Below are 16,019 nucleotides of genomic sequence, written 5' to 3'. Positions count from 1 at the left end.
CTCGTGACACTGCCACCCCACTCGCGCGGCTACCGCGACTTCGCGGGCCGGGTCGGACGCACGTTCGGCCAGTCGCGCCCCGCGTGGCCCGCCGAACCCCGCGCCACCGGGCCGAACGTCGTCGTGATCCTCGTCGACGACCTGGGCTACGCCGACATCGGGCCCTACGGCGGCGAGGTCGGGACACCGCACCTGGACGCCCTGGCCGCCGGCGGCCTGCGCCTGACCAACTACCACACCACCCCGCTGTGCTCGCCGTCCCGCGCGGCCCTGCTGACCGGGCTCAACCCGCACCGCGCCGGCTTCGCGTTCCCCGCCAACGCCGACCCCGGCTACCCGGCCCACTCCTTCCAGCTGCCCGACGACGCCCCGTCGCTGGCCGAGTCGCTGCGGGCGGCCGGCTACGCCACCTTCGCCGTCGGCAAGTGGCACCTCACCCGGGACGCGGCGAGCCACGACGCCGCCGACCGCTCCTCGTGGCCGTTGCAACGCGGCTTCGACCGCTACTTCGGCAGCCTCGAAGGCCTGACCAACCTGCACCACCCGCACCGGCTCGTGTGGGACAACAGCCCGTACGACATCGGCGACCAGCCCGAGGGCTACTTCCTCACCGACGACCTGACCGACCGCGCGGTCGGCATGATCGACACCCTGCGCGCCAACGACCCGGACAAGCCGTTCTTCCTCTACTTCGCCCACCACGCGATGCACGGACCGTTGGGAGCCAAGGACGAGGACCTCGCCCGCTACCGGGGCCGTTACGCCGAGGGCTGGGACGTGGTCCGCGAACGCCGGTTCGCCAAGCAGTTGGCCCAGGGCCTGTTCCCGGAGGGCACGGTCCTGCCGCCACGCAACCACGACGTGCGCCCGTGGGACGACGTGCCGCCCGAACAGCAGGCGCTGTTCGCCCGGTACATGGAGGTCTACGCCGCCTCGCTGTCCAATGTGGACGCCAGTGTCGGACGTGTCGTCGAAGCGCTGCGGCGGCACGGCGAACTGGACAACACCATCATCGTGTTCACCTCCGACAACGGGGCCACCGCCGAGGGCGGCGCCGAGGGCACCCGTAGCTACTTCAGCCAGTTCGTGCACGTGCCGGGCGTCCCGGAGGACTGGAACCGGGACGTGGCGAGGGAGTTGGACCTGCTCGGCGGACCGCGCACGACGATCCACTACCCGCGGGGCTGGGCACAGGCGTCCAACACCCCGTTCCGGCTCTACAAGTTCGACACCTACGCGGGAGGCGTGCGCACGCCGTTCCTGGTGCACTGGCCCGCAGGCCTGGGCTCGGGGCTGCGCCACCAGTACGTCTACGTCACCGACGTCGCCCCGACCCTGCTGGAGCTGGCCGGCGTGACCCGGCCCGACCACCGCCAGGGCGTGCCCGCGGCGGAGCAGGACGGTGTCAGCGCGGTGCCCGTGCTGCGCGACGCCACCGCGCCGAGCCCGCACACCAGCCAGTACACCGAGACCGGCGGCAACCGGGGCTACTACGCCGACGGCTGGAAGGTCGTCACCAAGCACATCCCCGGAACCCCCTACGACGACAGCGAATGGGAGCTCTACCACGTCGCCGAGGACCCGACCGAGACCACGAACGTCGCCGCCGAGCACCCGGACAAGCTCGCCGAACTGGCGGCGGCGTGGGAGGACGCGGCCTGGCGCAACGCGGTCTACCCGCTGACCGATCACGGCCCGGCGGCGGCGCTGCGCAGGCCGTCCGACGAACGCCTCGAACGCCCGGTGACGCTCTACCCCGGCACACCGCTGCTGGAGCGCTACCGGTCGGCGCAACTGGTGCAGTTCCGGGACTTCACCGCCACCGCGACGCTCGACGCCCGACCCGGCGACCGGGGCGTGCTGTTCGCGCACGGCGACCAGGGCGGCGGGTACGTCGTGCACGTCGAGGACGGCGCGGCGCACCTGGCCTACAACGCCTACGGGGACGTGCACCGCAGCGGCCCGGTGCCGTTGGGCGCCGGTGAGGTGCGGGTGTCGCTGACCGCGCGGGCGCTGCCCGGGTTCCGCTGGGAACTGGTGCTGGACACCGGGTCCGGCAGCGCGAAGCTCGGCCCCGTGCCGCAGCTGATCGGCCTGGCCCCGTTCACCGGGATCAGCGTCGGCGCGGACCGCGGCGGGCCGGTCGACTGGGACCTGCACGCGCGCGAGCGGACGTTCCCGTTCACCGGAGCGCTGCGGCACGTGCGCTACGAACCCGGCCCGCAGGCCGACTACGACCCGAAGCTGATCGCACGACTGTGGGCGGAGGCCGAACGTGTCTACGACTGACCTGCTCGCCATCCGGGACCTGGAGGTCTCCTTCGGCGCGACGCACGCCGTGCGCGGGCTGGACCTGACCGTCGCGCCGGGCGAGGTCGTGGCGCTGGTGGGCGAGTCCGGCTCGGGCAAGTCCGTGACCGCGCGGGCGGTGCTCGGGCTGTTGCCCGCGTCCGCGTCGGTGCGCGGCAGCATCCGGCTCGGCGACCGCGAGCTGGTCGGCGCGGGCGAGGACGTGCTGCGGTCGGTGCGGGGCCGCGAGGTGGCGATGGTCTTCCAGGAGCCGTCGACCGCTCTCAACCCCGTGCGGACCGTGGGGTGGCAGATCGCCGCCGTGCTGCGCGCGCACCGCCCGCTGTCGCGCAAGCAGGCGCGCGCGGAAGCCGTGCGGCTGCTCGACCTGGTCGGCATACCCGATCCGGCCACCCGCGTGCGGCACTACCCGCACCAGTTGTCCGGTGGGCAGAAGCAGCGGGTGGTCATCGCGCTGGCACTGGCCAACAACCCCCGGCTGATCATCGCCGACGAGCCGACGACCGCGCTGGACGTCACCGTGCAGGCGGAGGTGCTGGCGCTGCTGCGCGACCTGCGCGACCGGCTCGGCACCGCCATCCTGCTCATCACCCACAACATGGGCGTCGTGGCCGACATCGCCGACCGCGTCGCCGTGTTGCACCGCGGCGAGCTCGTCGAGCAGGCACCAGTGCACGACCTGTTCACCACCCCGACCCGCGCCTACACCCGCGACCTGCTGGCGGCCGTGCCACGCCTGGGCCACCGCGAACCCGCTCCCCCGCACCGAGCCGACACCGACGCGGTGCGCTTCACCGGCGTCACCGTGAAGTACGGCACCTTCACCGCGGTCGAAGACGTGGACCTGCACGTCGGCGCGGGCGAGGTGGTCGGCCTGGTCGGGGAATCGGGCTCGGGCAAGTCCACCCTGGGCCGGGTAGCGGCCGGCCTTCTGCACCCCGACGCGGGCACGGTGACGGTGCTCGGCGGCGACCCGCGCACCTCACGCCGACGACTGGGTTTCGTTTTTCAAGACCCAGGCGGTTCACTCAACCCGAGGCTGACGATCGCCGACTGCATAGCCGAACCGCTGCGGGTCCACAAGGTCCCGGTAGGCGACCGGGTAGCCGAACTCCTCGACGCCGTCCACCTACCCAAGGGCTTCGCCACCCGCCGCCCCGCGGAACTGTCCGGCGGGCAACGCCAACGCGTCGGCATAGCCCGAGCACTGGCACTGCACCCGGCCCTGCTGATAGCCGACGAGCCCACCAGCGCCCTGGACGTGTCGGTACAGGCGTCCATCCTGGAGCTGCTGACCGAGCTGCAAAAGGAACACGCGTTCGCCTGCCTGTTCATCAGCCACGACCTGGCCGTGGTCGACTCCCTGGCCCACCGCGTGGCCGTCCTGCACAAAGGCCGAGTAGTCGAACAAGGCCCACACCACAAAGTCCTACGCGCCCCCACCACCGACTACACCCGCCAACTGGTCGCGGCAGTACCGATCCCGGACCCCGTCGCCCAACGCGGCCTCCTTACACCAGCGGCGGTGAAGTGAGGCGGTCGCCCGGGCAGACGTGCGGCACGCGGCACGTGCCGAACCGCCTTGCACGCAGTGGGTGCCCTACCGTGCCGCGATTCCGCGGGTCCGTCGGCTCGGGTTCGGTAGAGCACCGGGCAATATTTCGCGTAACAGCAACGAGCAATCCTGGGCCCCACTCGACGTCTACACACTCAGCACGCCCGCTCGATAGCATCTCAAGCCAACTCCTGTGAAATATCGAATTTCACAGGAGCCTTATCGTGAACAACCCTCCACACTGGATCCGCAGCTACCGATTCAAGCCAGTCCGCAAACGGGGTGCCACCCTCGCGAAACCACCAGGAGTTGTGATCACCAAGGGACCGCAGGTGAGCATCGACTCGATATCTGTATTCCAGCTGGACCTGCGAGTAGCCTTCAGGCTCACCTTCAGGGCCTGCGAGTTCCAACTGGCGCACGAAACCAATGGTGAATGTGGGCTCGGGATACCAACTCACTTCGCCGTACTGGAAGAGGAAACCATCCGAGTCGGTGCACGACGGAACGTCGAACTCGATCCGTTCGAAGCTGCGTACGGCTTCCACAAGTTCTCCGACCGTCGGGATCTCATGACCCGATTTTTGACGGTCGACAATCCTCTGCGCGGTACCGAGCGCCGAGTCGATCGGTAGCTTCATCAACTTTCCCTCGCCTGTCTCCAGCTCGCCCGCACCGTTACCGTGGTGCGACCACAGATGTGGGCCCCATCGCAGCAACGCTACCCGCCCGGTTACGGTCAGTAGCCGCAGGAATACACCGTTGCGAGCGTCGCCGGTCCGACTGTTCGGCGGCGGCCCGGTGTTCACCCCCGGGGCTATTGCCTATCCCTATGTGACATCGGCCTCCTCGATGCCTGCGCGACTGCATCCACATCGCGGCCAAGCCCGCATTCCACACGCCTACGCTCCGCCAGTTCGTGCACGACGGCCCCCGTGACCGCCACGGTCGCGGCGGGCCGGCTGAAGCCGAAGGAAGCGGCCGGTGTCGTCGAAGCGACTGTGCTCAGTACCGTCCACGCGGCGGGCCGAGTCCATAGGATCTACCGCATGGGGCTTGACCGGGCCGAGCACCCGGACCTGTCGGCGTTCCTCAACTCGTTGCGTCCCGGCGAGGTTCTGTCCGGCACGGTCGCAGCGATCGAGCGGTTCGGCGTGTTCGTGGCGCTCGACGGCGGCCCCGCGCACCCGATCTTCCCCGGAGTCGGGTTCATCACGCTCCCCGAGCTGTCCTGGCGGCGCTTCGACGCCGCGTCCGACGTCGTGCGGGTCGGTCAACGCGTGTCGTGCGTGTTCCTCCAGTTCGACACGTGGAACCTGGAGGCCCGCCTGTCCCTGCGCGCCACCCGGCCGGACCCGTTCCAGTCCTTCGCCGACGGTGTCGGGGTCGGGCGGGAACTGCGCGGTCCGGTCGTGGGCCTGGCGCCGATCGGCGTTTTCGTGGAGGTCGCCGACGGCGTCGAAGGACTGGTCCGCGGGCGGGAACCAGACCTCGCACGGGACTTCCGGGTGGGTGACGAGATCACCGTTGTGGTCAGCGAGATCGACCGAGCGGGGCGCAGGCTCGGGCTCGCGCTTCCCCGACTGGAGCCTTGACCCGCGTGGCGGGCGGCCGGACGGGTGTCGGTCGTGGTGAAAGGGTGTGCGGCGGCGGGAGGGGCGTGTGTAGGCTGCGCGCCGGGTCGGGGGGCCTTCAGGAATTCATTGGGGGGACCCGTGTTTCGTCCTGTGCGTGGCTTGAGCGTCGCCGTGGCAGTGCTCATCGGCCTTTACACGCTGCTCGTCCTCATCACCGCCGGCTGGATGTGGAGCCTCAAAGGGGTCTACAACGACTACCTGGACGGCGTGGCGACCGTCGACGAACTCGACGCCGCCGCCACGTCCGGGACCGGGTTGGCCGTGGGCATTGCCCTGGTGTTCATCCCTACCGTCGTCGTGGCGGTCATGTGGCTGTGGCGCGCGCGGTCCAACGCAGAACTCGCCAACCCGCTCGCCGTACACCACTGGGACAAGGGCGCCGCGATCTGGGGCTGGCTGCCGGTGGTGAACTTCTGGGTGCCGCGCCGCGTCGTGCTGGACATCGTGCGGGCCGGCGTGCCGGGGGTGACGGCGTCTGCGGTCAACCTGTGGTGGGGGTCCTGGCTGGCGTTCCTGGTCCTGGAGCGCCTTGGCGGGCAGGCCGTCGACCCGGACAGCTCGTTCTTCGACATGGACTCCGCCGTCTGGATCGCGACCTTCGCGGCACTGCTGTGCGTGGGTGCGGCGGTCGGCTTCCTGCACATCGTGCGTCGTGTCACGGCATGGGAAACCAACCCCGCCACCTACCGGCAGCCCGACCCGGCCTGAACCGCCAGCTACGGGACGTCCCATGGTTCGCGCTTACTACTGAGCGCGAAGGGTCTCGCGGTCCGGGCTGGTCGCCGTGGTCGCCGTGGTCGCCGACGGTGTGGTGCGGGGCCAGGTCCAGGCGCACCGCAGGATGAAGGCGAGAAGGATCACCTCCAGGACGACGCCAAGGCCGTAGAAGTACGTCCAAGACCCACCCACCACGTTGAACGCCGCGTAGGGGACCTGTACCGAGGCCACGATGAGGTTCGTGACGCGGTTCGCCCTGGCGGGCAGCGTCATCGACAGCACGATCATGAAGATCGGGATCGCCATGAGCGTGAGGAAGAGGACGTACAACGGCTGGCTGATGTCGAACTCGAAGACGACGCCTGCCAGGATGTCCGTGACGACGCCCGGCTTGAAGAAGCCGAGGATGTCCACGTAGGCGTACAGGAACATGACGCCTGTCCACGCCGCAGCGAGCTTGGCCTTCACAGAAACCGGCGGGTCTTCCAGTGTGGTGGGTTGACGTGTTCTCAACATGGGCTCCGTCGTCGTGGTGAAAATCGGTAGGCCAACGATCGCTGGACCCGGCGGCGGGCACATCCGCATCGAGGCCGGGCCCGCGCCACCCGTCGGGAGGACCGGCGTCTCGTTCTTTCGGTCGGCCCCGGACGCCTCGGCGGTCCCTAGGCTGGGTCGGTGACCACCAACGCCCTGAGCTCGCTGTGGGCCGAGCCCCGCGCCACGGACGCGCCCGAACGGGTGTCGCGCGACTGGGTGCTGGTCGGGGTGTTGATGGTGACGGCGCTGCTGGAGGGCGTCCTCCGGGACGACGTCGCCTGGCAGCCGTTCGCGACGATCGTGGCGGTCGGACTCGCGCCGGTGCTGCTGTGGCGGCGTACCCACCCGTTGGCCTGTGTCGTGGTGGCCTTCGGCACCGCGACGGCGTTGGGACTGGCGAACCTGCTGGGCGGGGTCCCGAGCATGGGCCTCGACACGATGATCTACGTCCTGGTGTTCGTCTACGCGCTGCTCCGCTGGGGCTCGGGGCGCGAGATCGTGATCGGGCTGGCGGTGGTGGCGGTCGCCGCGGGAATCGGCATGGTCCCCGACCACATCGGGCCGGCCGAGGTCATCGGCGGGTTCGGCATCCTGGCCGCGGCGGCGGCGGGCGGAGCGGCGTTCCGCTACCGCGCCGAAAGCTGGCGCCGGGCGGTGGACCAGATCCGCAGCCAGGAGCGGGTCGGCCTCGCGCGCGAGCTGCACGACATCGTCGCCCACCACGTCTCGGCGATCGCTGTGCAGGCGCAGGCGGGCCGGGCCATCGCCGGGCAGCGACCTGAAGCGGCGATCGAGACGCTGGCGGTCATCGAAGGCGAAGCGTCGCGGACGCTCGCGGAGATGCGGGCGATGGTCCGGGTGCTGCGCGACGGAGCGCCGGCGGAGTACGCCCGCCGGCCCGGCGTCGCCGACCTGGCGTCCCTCGCCCGCCGCGACCCGGTCCCGGTCGTCGACGTGGCGTTGCCGGACGGCCTGGGCGAACTCCCGCTCCAGGTCGACGCGGCGGTCTACCGGCTGGCGCAAGAGGCGCTGACCAACGCCCTGCGGCACGCCCGCGACGCCTCGCGTGTGGAGATCCGGGTCGTCGAGGGCGAGGGAAGGCTGCGACTACGCGTGACCGACGACGGGCAGATCGACCCGGCACGGTCGGTGAACCACGGCTTCGGGCTGCTGGGGATGACCGAGCGCGTGCAGCTTCTCGGCGGCACGCTGCGTGCCGGGCCGGCGCCTGGGGGCGGATGGACGGTCGACGCCGAACTGCCGACTAAGGTGGGCCGATGACGGTGCGCGTGCTGGTGGCCGACGACCAGGACCTGGTGCGCACCGGCCTGTCGATGATCCTTGACGCGCAGCCCGACATCGAGGTCGTCGGCAAGGCCGCCGACGGCCACGCCGCCGTCGAGCTGGCGCACCGGCTCCGCCCCGACGTGTGCCTGGTCGACATCCAGATGCCCGGACTCGACGGCATCGAGGTGACCCAGCGCCTCGCGGGGCGAGGCGTCCCGGATCCGATCGCGGTGGTGGTGATCACGACGTTCGACCTCGACGAGTACGTCCACGGCGCGCTCCGGGCCGGCGCCCGGGGCTTTCTGCTCAAGGACGCCGGGCCGGAGCTGCTCGTCCAAGCCGTCCACGCCGCCGCCGTCGGCGATGCGCTGATCGCGCCGAACATCACCCGGCGGCTGCTGGCCACCCTCGCCGCGAGGGAACCGTCGAGCCGACGAACCCAACCGATCGAGCCGCTCACCGAACGCGAAGAAGAGGTGCTGACGCTGGTCGCCAGTGGCCGCACGAACGCCGAGATCGCCGACGAACTGTTCATCGGCTTGACGACCGCCAAGACCCACGTCGCCAGCCTGCTGACCAAGATCGGCGCCCGAAACAGGGTCGAGATCGCGATGTGGGCCTACGACACCGGCCGTGTGGGGCACTGAACCCAACCTGACGTGCACGCACGACGACTCGCTCCGGCCGGGTGACCGCAGCGCGACGGCCCGCGGTCGTCCCTGGTGCCGGCAGTGAGCTCAGGCGACGAACCTGGAGTCGAAGAGTCCATTACCAGGCTGCCTGATACAAAGCCGCTGGTCAGCCGCGTTCCCATCCCTTTGGTGCACCCGCTGAGGATCCGAACCTGCGCGCCTGCAGATCACGGCACATCCGGCCCCGGCGACAGCGTGGAGTCGCGGCGGAACACCTTGCAACGGTTGAGAGTCATGGCCCTACGGGGCCCGTCCGCGGTGGTCAGCGCATGCGCACGCGAGCTGTCAGTGGAAGCGCGGGCCGGTACGTCAGTGACTGGTCCCGATCCTGTGGCGGCGACGCAACCTCGCCTGATGCTGATGGGCTCGGTTCGAGCATTCCTCTGTAAATCTCGTGCCGAGCGAGAGGGCCCCGCAGGGGGAAGATCCTGCGGGGCCGACCCATGTTGCGGCGTCCTCTGTGCAGCGACCGCTGTCCTGGTCGGCGTGACCACAGGTCAGCTGCGCCGGTTCACCACACCGACGCTAAACACGATCGCGGTCGCCGGTGAGGTTATTGTCACGGGGCAGTTTGAAAGGCGAACTCCTGCCTGGGTTCGAACGAGCAGTTCTCCTGGACGACCAGCGGGCGCGACGTGGCGTTCAGGCTCCAGTGGTCGAGACACTTGCCGGTGGCGTGTGACGGTTTCACCGTCGACCAGCCCTGCCACCAGCTGATCCGGAACTCCTGGTTCCAGCTCGTGTCGAGGCACTGCCATGTTTGCAGCGGCGTCCCAGCGGCCTCACTGGCATACGTCACGTCCAGGCAGGTGGCGGTCTCGACGCGGAGGTCGGAGACCACGAACCTGTAGTAGCCGCCCTCGTCTTCCAGGAGCCGCCAATGGAGGCTGAGTGGATCACCGCAGGGCCGTTGGACGACGTCGGTGCCATTCCCGATCGGCAGGGAGGCCACTCCGAGGCAGAGTCCTGTGTGGCGGTTCTTGACGTAGAACGTGAGAGGGTCGGCCGTGGCGGGAGTGGGCACGACAAGGCCCACAGCGACGCACGTCAGCGCGGTCGCGAGCACGCGGAATCGTTTGGTGAGCAAGGGTTTCTCCTGTCTGGTCAGCGGCCTTCGAAGGCGGCGCCGCTGAACTCGGTCACGTTGTCGCGGATGTACTCGTCGTTTGACCTGGATGCTGACGAAGAATGGGATGGTGTCGGGTCCCCTGGCGCACACGGAGCCGCTGCCCAGGAAGAACACGCTGATGACGTTCTGTCACCAGGTCGACGACTTCGGCGCGGCGGTGGACATCCTTCAGGGCCTTTCAACGCCGCCACTGCGCGATGCTCTGGACAGCTATCGGCAAATGCGGCGAGAACTCGTGGGGCTCTCACCCCCGGGCGTCAGACGTTGTTGCCGATGAGGTGCCAGGTCGACCACGTGCGTTGGTAGATCCCGGTCTCGTGGCTGACGAAGATCTGCCCGTTCAGACCTCTGCCGAACACGAAGTGCTTGCCTGCCGCGGCGAAGAAGTACGCGCTGGGAGGGGCACTGAACTCGCCGTCTCCCACGCGCTCCCAACCATCGGTCAAGCCGTTGGTCAAGCGCTGGCGGTAGTAACGGCTGTCGGTGAAACGGCCGTACATCACAGCCGCACCGTCGCGCGGGTCGTCGGCACCGGAGAGGCCCTCGACATGCAGGTTGCCCCACGTCTCGAACCACGGGTCGAAGCCGCCTATGGCATGCAGCTTGGTCGCCAGCCCGCCGGCCGGGGTCGAGGTCATCACGACCGGAAAAGGCCGACCATCCCGTTCGCGGTAGGCGGCCACGCCGAGGCGTCCTTCGTGAACGCCGTCGATGCGGCTCACCGTTGTCGCAGTCGCGTACACGCCGGGCGCCGTGCGGACGGTCCGCATCACCTGGCGGTCCTGTCCGTAGTAGTAGACCTCGGGATTGTTGTTGATGGTCTTGGCGATCGGGCTGCCGTGCATCCGCTGCGGAGCCGGGACGCGTGCCCACGCACGCCAAGAGCGGAACCCAGGGCCGGTGCTGCCGGTGTGAAGCAGTATTCCGTCCTTGCCGTGCACGAACACCTCAGGACTGCCGGCGCCGTCGTAGGCGACCGTGGGAGAGCCCAAGGTTTCGCCTTGGACGAGCTGTTCCCAGGGTTCCCAGTGCCCACCGGGCTGGACCCTGGCGTGCATCACGCGGTCGTCGACGGCCCGACCGAACACCTCCACACCCGCGCCTTGGTGATGGGCCGCGGCGAGGGTACCGGTGAAACGGGTGTTACCGAGCCGGTGCCAACCGTCCCAGGTCCTGGGGTTCTCGGGTACAGGATTGAAGGCGAAGTAGACGAACTGGTCCGCGCCAATGGTGAAGACGACGAAACCGGGCCAACCGTCGTCGCGGAGGTAGGTGGTCACCGCGGGCTGGGTGACAGCCGAAGAACCAGGTATCAGGGTGGCGGCCTGGACGGGCTGGCCGAGCGTCAGCATGGCGGCTACGGCCAGGACGGCCGCGATGAGGCGTTGTCTCACTCGGGACACAGGTGAAACCAGTTTCCGTGGTTCGGAGGCGGCTGTTCCGCCTCTTGTGTCCACTGGTGCGATGCGAGGCCGCCGGCCTAACAGAAATCTAAAAAGATCTTCGATCGACCTCAGTTGGGGGTGCAGCTGATCAACTGCACCTGACCGACCTGCGCGTTCGCAGTGTTCCCGGCCTTGTCGGTCGCGGCGGCGGCGAACACCACCGGACCTGACTTCCCGGTGTGGTCGTTGATCTCGTATGAGACGGATGCCGTCCAGGTGCCCGTCTTCGCGTCCTGCATCGTCCATGTCCGGGTGCGCCCGGCGATCGTGCCTGACAGCGCCACGCCGGCGACGCCCGACGGGTCGTCGACCCGCACCGAAACCGTGACGGCGGTGGCCTGGCCACCGCACGCCTGACCGTTCCACACCTGGGACAGCGTGGTTGGCTCCACCGTGGGTGCCGCGATCACCGGCCCGGACTTGTCGACGGCCGACGAAGCGGACGAACTGTTCACCGACACGGATGTCAGGATGCTGAAAGACGTGGTCGAGGTAGTTTGCGCGGTCTGGCTGGCCGACGACGGCGACACTGTCGTCATGGTTGTTTCCGCAGGGCCGCTCGAGGAGGTCGTGGTGACCACCGCCGACTCCGCCTGCTGTGAGACGGCCGCGTCGAGGTCGGACGACTCATGCGAGCGCCAAGCCAGAACACCGAGCAACGCCAGGACGAGCAGCATCGCCGCCGCGGCGACGAGGCGACGCGTGAGAATCCGCTGGAACGACACGGGTGTGATGTCCGGCGTGCGGTTTCCGTTGGGGGCGGGCAGGAATGGGATCGCGGCGAGGATGCCGGCGGTGATCAGCGCGCGCTTGCGGTGGCTCTCGCACGCCTTGCAGCCACGGATGTGCCGGGCGACGGCCTTGCGCAGCCGGGGCGTGATCTCCTCACCGATCTTGCGGATCTCCTGCTGCAAGCCGTCGCACCGTTGCCGCTGCGAGGGCTGAAGAAGCACCAGCACGACGGCCTCGTCGAGACGTTGCCTGAGCCGCGACAACGTCACGTTGAGGTGGTCGGTCGACATCCCGCGGCTGTCCGCGACGTCCCGCCGGGTGATCCGGTCGGTGACGATGAGCTGCAAGTCGGGAAGCAGGCTGCGATCGGCCTTGTCCAGCGCGGCCGACGCGGCGAGCAGCACCTGCTCCGCCCACTGCGGGTCGATGTCGTCCACGTCGTCGTTCACGGGCTGTTCCGGCACGTCGGCCACCAGCACGGTGCGGTCGCCGCGGTACTGCCGGATGGCCGTCCGCTTGGACACGGTCCACAACCAGGCAGTGAGCTTGTCGGGATCACGCAGGCCCTTGAGCCGCCCGGCGAGGGCGATGCGGAAGGTCTCCGACGTGGCGTCCTCGGCCGCCTCATGGTCGCCGGCGAGGAGCAGCCTGCACCGGTTGAAGATCAACCGCTCGTAACGCTCGTAGAGTTCGGCGAACGCGGCGCCGTCGCCAGCTCGGACGGCAGCCACCAGTTGTGCGTTGTTCAACGACGTCCCTCCTGGGAGTCTCTATCGGCACGACGGACGACCAACTTGAGTGCCGGCTCAAGGCTCGAGGCCGATCTGCCGGGTGTAGCAGGTGGAGAACAGTTCAGCGGCGCCGAAGGCGATGAACTGGCGCAGCCGGCTCCGCCCGATGAGCAGATCGGGGTAGGCGGCCGCGACCTCGGCCGCGGTCAGGTTGTTGCGCTGTCCCCGGTGGACCATGTCCCCCATGGCCTTGGCGCCGGCTTCCAGGACGTCCAGCAGCGGACGCAGGCCGGCGAACCGCTTGAGTCCGGCGATCTCGCCGGCACACGTGCGGTCCCACCGCTGGACACTCAACAACGCGTTGGTCCGCCCGGTCCAGCGCATCAAGACGTACACACCGAAGGCCAGGTTCTGCCGCAGTACGTCGGCGGCGCGCGGGAAGACCACGTCCTCGATGAACCGGACCGGGGCGTCGGTGTCCGCGCCGGCCCTCACCGATCAACTGCTCGATGATCAACGGCAGTAGCCACGCGTTGCTTGCGGCGACGACCTCGTTGGTGAGTTCGCCGAGCGGGTCGCCGAGACCACCGAGGACAGTGGTGCTGAGCGAGTCGAGCCTGTCCGCGAAGGCGCCGAGCGCGGCCGCCGACCCGAGATACACCTCAACTGGAACGAAGGGAAACAAGGGAATAGCAGAGGACCACCGGCTCCCACTGCCGCGGCCGTGGCTCGAACTACCTCCGCCATCCGCCGCATCGCCTCCGCGGGGCTGCCCGAGCAGATCGTGTTGTAGAGGTCGCCGGAAAGCGCGTTGACGCACGCGCAGTCCCAAGCGCGCATCAACGAGTCCGATCGAGTCCGAGCCACAACGTCCTGCGCAGACGCCTCCCAGCCGACGCTCCGAGTCGTGAGGTCGGACCTCGCGCAGCACGTGACAACTCGCGGTACGCGCCCGATGGCGTGCTTGCGAGGCACTCTCGCCCCGGCCGGGATGTCGGAGCTACCTCAAGGCGGGCCGCGATCGCCTGAGCCGAACCGTACAACGCCCATGCGCCGACGAACACAACACTTCACCCGATCGAGCAAATGGCCTTGTCGGAGGGAAATCGACAACCGCGGCGCCGGAGAGACAACGGTGTCGGAGTCGATGGGCGATGTCCGTTGTGGACGGCGAGCCGAGTCAGTGTCACTCGCGCACACGGCGACCGTCGACGGTGTGGTTCAAGCCGATGGTCACCGTTCCGATCACCGCTTTGAGGCAGTTTCGAACCAGCCGATGCCGGAGCCAACGGCGAGCCGCGTTCGTGGGAGCGGTGTTCGGGGAACTTCCGCCCCCACATCTGTACCAGTGATGCGCAGTAGGCCGTCACCGCGTCGGGATGAGCCTCTGCGAGGCCCTCGAACTGATGCGCCCACTTCTCGGCCGCTTGGGGATCGTGCCCCTCCGCGATCAGGCGGATAGCCAGATACGCAGGGTCGATCCAGGCGGCTCCAGTCCGCCACCACGCCCAGTCGATCACTCGCGCCCGGTCGGTACTGGTGGTCGAGGGTTCGAGCTCGTTCATCAGCAGGCCGGCGGCGGTTCGACCCCGCCCTTCGCCGTGGCTGTCGCACTGATGACAGGGGCACGGCGGCCGCGGCGGCGAAGTCGATTCGTCGTTGCCGACGATGGCCAGGTCGTCGGGGACGCGGACTCCGCTGGTGAAGCAGTGCTGCAGAACGCCGAGCGCGAGCAGGAACCGCCTGCCGTGGGTGCCTCGACGGTTACGGCGTGGAGGTGATGGCGAGGGTGACGACCGCGTCGATGCTGGGCACCGTCCCCAGTCCCAGCGTGCACAGCGTGACGGCGGTGGACGGTCCGGTGACGGTCTGGACGACCGAGTCGCCGGCGAACAGTCCGGTGGTGACGTTGCCGGTGATGGTGACGACCAGTGCGGCACCGGCGGTGGTGACGGTGGTGCTGCCGGAGATGGTGGAGGTGTGACCGGTGTTCCAGGTGATGGTGAAGGTCAGCGGGGCCGAGGTGAGCAGGTCCAGGCACGACAATGCCGGGTAGGGGATGGTGGCGCTGCGGGAGCCGGAGGTCAGCTCCGGCACGCTGGTGGAGGTGCAGGGTCCGTACTGGGTGGAGGCGGTCACCGTGGTCGGCTTGGGGGTGAGGGTCAGCGGCGGGCTGAAGGACGCGGTCTGGCTGCTGGTCGGCAGGCACGTCACGTCCAGCGCGCCCGCCGTCGCGGAGGTGGCGGAGGCCATCAAGCCCAGGACGGTGGCCGCCGTGGTGAGGAGACCGGTGAGGACTGTGCGTGAACGCATTTGTCGCTCCGAGGGTGAGGTGCGCGAGAATCCGAAGGCGACATGAGGCCGCCCGTCCTGTGAATCGGGCACTCCTATCGGTCCGTTACTTGTTCATGGCTTTTGGATGCATTTGGTCAAGATGGCGCAATCGACGTGGCGCCTATCGGTTAAATAGTACTTTACGTGCCACCGGCACGCATCAAGGTGTCAACCGTACGGAGCCTTGACTGTGCACAGGCGGCTCAAGGCGTCTAGGGCGTGTCTGGTTATTTGGTGGCGAGCCAGATCATGAGGCTGGCGATGGTGAGGGCGGCCATGTAGGAGTGGGCGGTCTTGTCGTAGCGGGTGGCCAGGCCGCGCCATTGTTTGAGTCGGTTGATGCAGCGTTCGACGGTGTTGCGCTGCTTGTAGGCGTTGGGGTCGAAGGCCGGTGGCCGGCCGCCGCGGCTGCCTTTGGCCAACCGGTTGCGCACCCGGTCGGCGGCCTGCGGGATCGTCGCGGTGATACCCCGGCGGCGCAGATGCCCGCGGATCGCCCGGGAGTCGTAGGCCCTGTCCGCGAGCACCCGATCCGGGCGGGTACGGACGCGTCCGGACCGGGTGCGGCAGCGGACGCCGGCCATCACCTCGTCGAAACGCGGCGCGTCACCGGACTGGCCGGGAGTGAGCACGACCGACAGTGGCCGGCCGCGTTCGTCGCAGGCCAGGTGGACCTTGGTGCTCAGTCCTCCGCGGGAGCGGCCGAGGGCTTCCCGGGCCGCAGCAGCGGCCGGCGCAGCCCCCTTTTCGCCGCGCCGGCGGCGTGCTGGTGGGCTCGCACCACGGTGGAGTCCACGCTCACGGTCCACTCCACCGCGCCGACCGCGTCGTCGCGGACCTGCACGTGCTCCAGCAACCGCGCCCACGTGCCGTCGGCCTGCCACCGCCGGAACCGGTCGTAGACCGACTGCCA

The 16,019-nt window shown here is 69.0% G+C and carries 14 protein-coding genes and 1 pseudogene; 6 read left to right on the top strand and 9 right to left on the bottom strand.

Features of this window, described 5'->3' with window-relative positions:
• Positions 1-3: 3 nt before the first annotated feature.
• Together AB0A74_RS18255 and AB0A74_RS18250 are read left to right on the top strand one after the other, a co-directional pair.
• Positions 4-2,289, top strand: coding sequence for an arylsulfatase (locus AB0A74_RS18255; RefSeq protein WP_358250797.1), 2,286 nt, complete (start codon positions 4-6; stop codon positions 2,287-2,289).
• Complete coding sequence (locus AB0A74_RS18250) at positions 2,276-3,844, top strand: ABC transporter ATP-binding protein (protein ID WP_358250795.1); 1,569 nt, start codon at positions 2,276-2,278, stop codon at positions 3,842-3,844. Before AB0A74_RS18255 ends, AB0A74_RS18250 begins: the two co-directional genes overlap by 14 nt.
• Positions 3,845-4,044: 200 nt before the next feature.
• Here AB0A74_RS18250 and AB0A74_RS18245 read toward each other — a convergent pair whose 3' ends face one another.
• Positions 4,045-4,506: a hypothetical protein gene (locus AB0A74_RS18245; protein ID WP_358250793.1), complete on the bottom strand. Its 462-nt coding sequence runs from the start codon at positions 4,504-4,506 to the stop codon at positions 4,045-4,047.
• A 408-nt stretch (positions 4,507-4,914) separates the two neighbouring features.
• Between AB0A74_RS18245 and AB0A74_RS18240 the strand changes: the two genes are divergently transcribed.
• Together AB0A74_RS18240 and AB0A74_RS18235 are read left to right on the top strand one after the other, a co-directional pair.
• The gene (locus AB0A74_RS18240; RefSeq protein ID WP_358250791.1) at positions 4,915-5,460 is read left to right on the top strand and encodes a S1 RNA-binding domain-containing protein; all 546 of its coding nucleotides are present in this window, start codon (positions 4,915-4,917) and stop codon (positions 5,458-5,460) included.
• Positions 5,461-5,601: 141 nt separating this feature from the next.
• The gene (locus AB0A74_RS18235; RefSeq protein WP_358250789.1) at positions 5,602-6,210 is read left to right on the top strand and encodes a DUF4328 domain-containing protein; all 609 of its coding nucleotides are present in this window, start codon (positions 5,602-5,604) and stop codon (positions 6,208-6,210) included.
• Between the two features lie 36 nt (positions 6,211-6,246).
• Here AB0A74_RS18235 and AB0A74_RS18230 read toward each other — a convergent pair whose 3' ends face one another.
• Positions 6,247-6,735, bottom strand: coding sequence for a DUF6326 family protein (locus AB0A74_RS18230; RefSeq protein ID WP_358250787.1), 489 nt, complete (start codon positions 6,733-6,735; stop codon positions 6,247-6,249).
• 159 nt (positions 6,736-6,894) lie between these two features.
• Between AB0A74_RS18230 and AB0A74_RS18225 the strand changes: the two genes are divergently transcribed.
• Together AB0A74_RS18225 and AB0A74_RS18220 are read left to right on the top strand one after the other, a co-directional pair.
• A complete protein-coding gene (locus AB0A74_RS18225) occupies positions 6,895-8,037 on the top strand; it encodes a sensor histidine kinase (RefSeq protein WP_358250785.1) in 1,143 nt (380 codons plus the stop codon).
• Positions 8,034-8,690 (top strand): response regulator transcription factor, encoded by a 657-nt coding sequence (locus AB0A74_RS18220; protein ID WP_358250783.1) that lies wholly within the window; start codon positions 8,034-8,036, stop codon positions 8,688-8,690. Before AB0A74_RS18225 ends, AB0A74_RS18220 begins: the two co-directional genes overlap by 4 nt.
• 604 nt (positions 8,691-9,294) lie before the next feature.
• On the opposite strand, the gene AB0A74_RS18215 is transcribed toward AB0A74_RS18220, so the two are convergent.
• From AB0A74_RS18215 to AB0A74_RS18185, 7 genes and pseudogenes are all read right to left on the bottom strand, one after another.
• A complete protein-coding gene (locus tag AB0A74_RS18215; RefSeq protein ID WP_358250781.1) occupies positions 9,295-9,822 on the bottom strand; it encodes an RICIN domain-containing protein in 528 nt (175 codons plus the stop codon).
• Positions 9,823-10,121: 299 nt separating this feature from the next.
• A complete protein-coding gene (locus AB0A74_RS18210; RefSeq protein ID WP_358250779.1) occupies positions 10,122-11,216 on the bottom strand; it encodes a hypothetical protein in 1,095 nt (364 codons plus the stop codon).
• A gap of 161 nt (positions 11,217-11,377) precedes the next feature.
• Positions 11,378-12,790: a sigma-70 family RNA polymerase sigma factor gene (locus tag AB0A74_RS18205; RefSeq protein WP_358250777.1), complete on the bottom strand. Its 1,413-nt coding sequence runs from the start codon at positions 12,788-12,790 to the stop codon at positions 11,378-11,380.
• Between the two features lie 57 nt (positions 12,791-12,847).
• Positions 12,848-13,267, bottom strand: coding sequence for a hypothetical protein (locus AB0A74_RS18200; protein ID WP_358250775.1), 420 nt, complete (start codon positions 13,265-13,267; stop codon positions 12,848-12,850).
• 1,092 nt (positions 13,268-14,359) lie between these two features.
• Positions 14,360-14,508, bottom strand: a pseudogene (locus AB0A74_RS18195) (substrate-binding domain-containing protein); the annotation flags it as partial.
• Positions 14,509-14,536: 28 nt separating this feature from the next.
• Positions 14,537-15,085, bottom strand: coding sequence for a hypothetical protein (locus tag AB0A74_RS18190; protein WP_358250773.1), 549 nt, complete (start codon positions 15,083-15,085; stop codon positions 14,537-14,539).
• A gap of 248 nt (positions 15,086-15,333) precedes the next feature.
• Positions 15,334-15,915: an IS5 family transposase gene (locus tag AB0A74_RS18185; RefSeq protein ID WP_358250771.1), complete on the bottom strand. Its 582-nt coding sequence runs from the start codon at positions 15,913-15,915 to the stop codon at positions 15,334-15,336.
• Between the last annotated feature and the right edge of the window lie 104 nt (positions 15,916-16,019).

Source organism: Saccharothrix sp. NPDC042600, from assembly GCF_040647305.1.
Taxonomy (GTDB): domain Bacteria; phylum Actinomycetota; class Actinomycetes; order Mycobacteriales; family Pseudonocardiaceae; genus Actinosynnema; species Actinosynnema mutabilis.
Note: the sequence above shows the minus strand (reverse complement) of the source record. Positions and strands in the feature narration are given on the sequence as shown.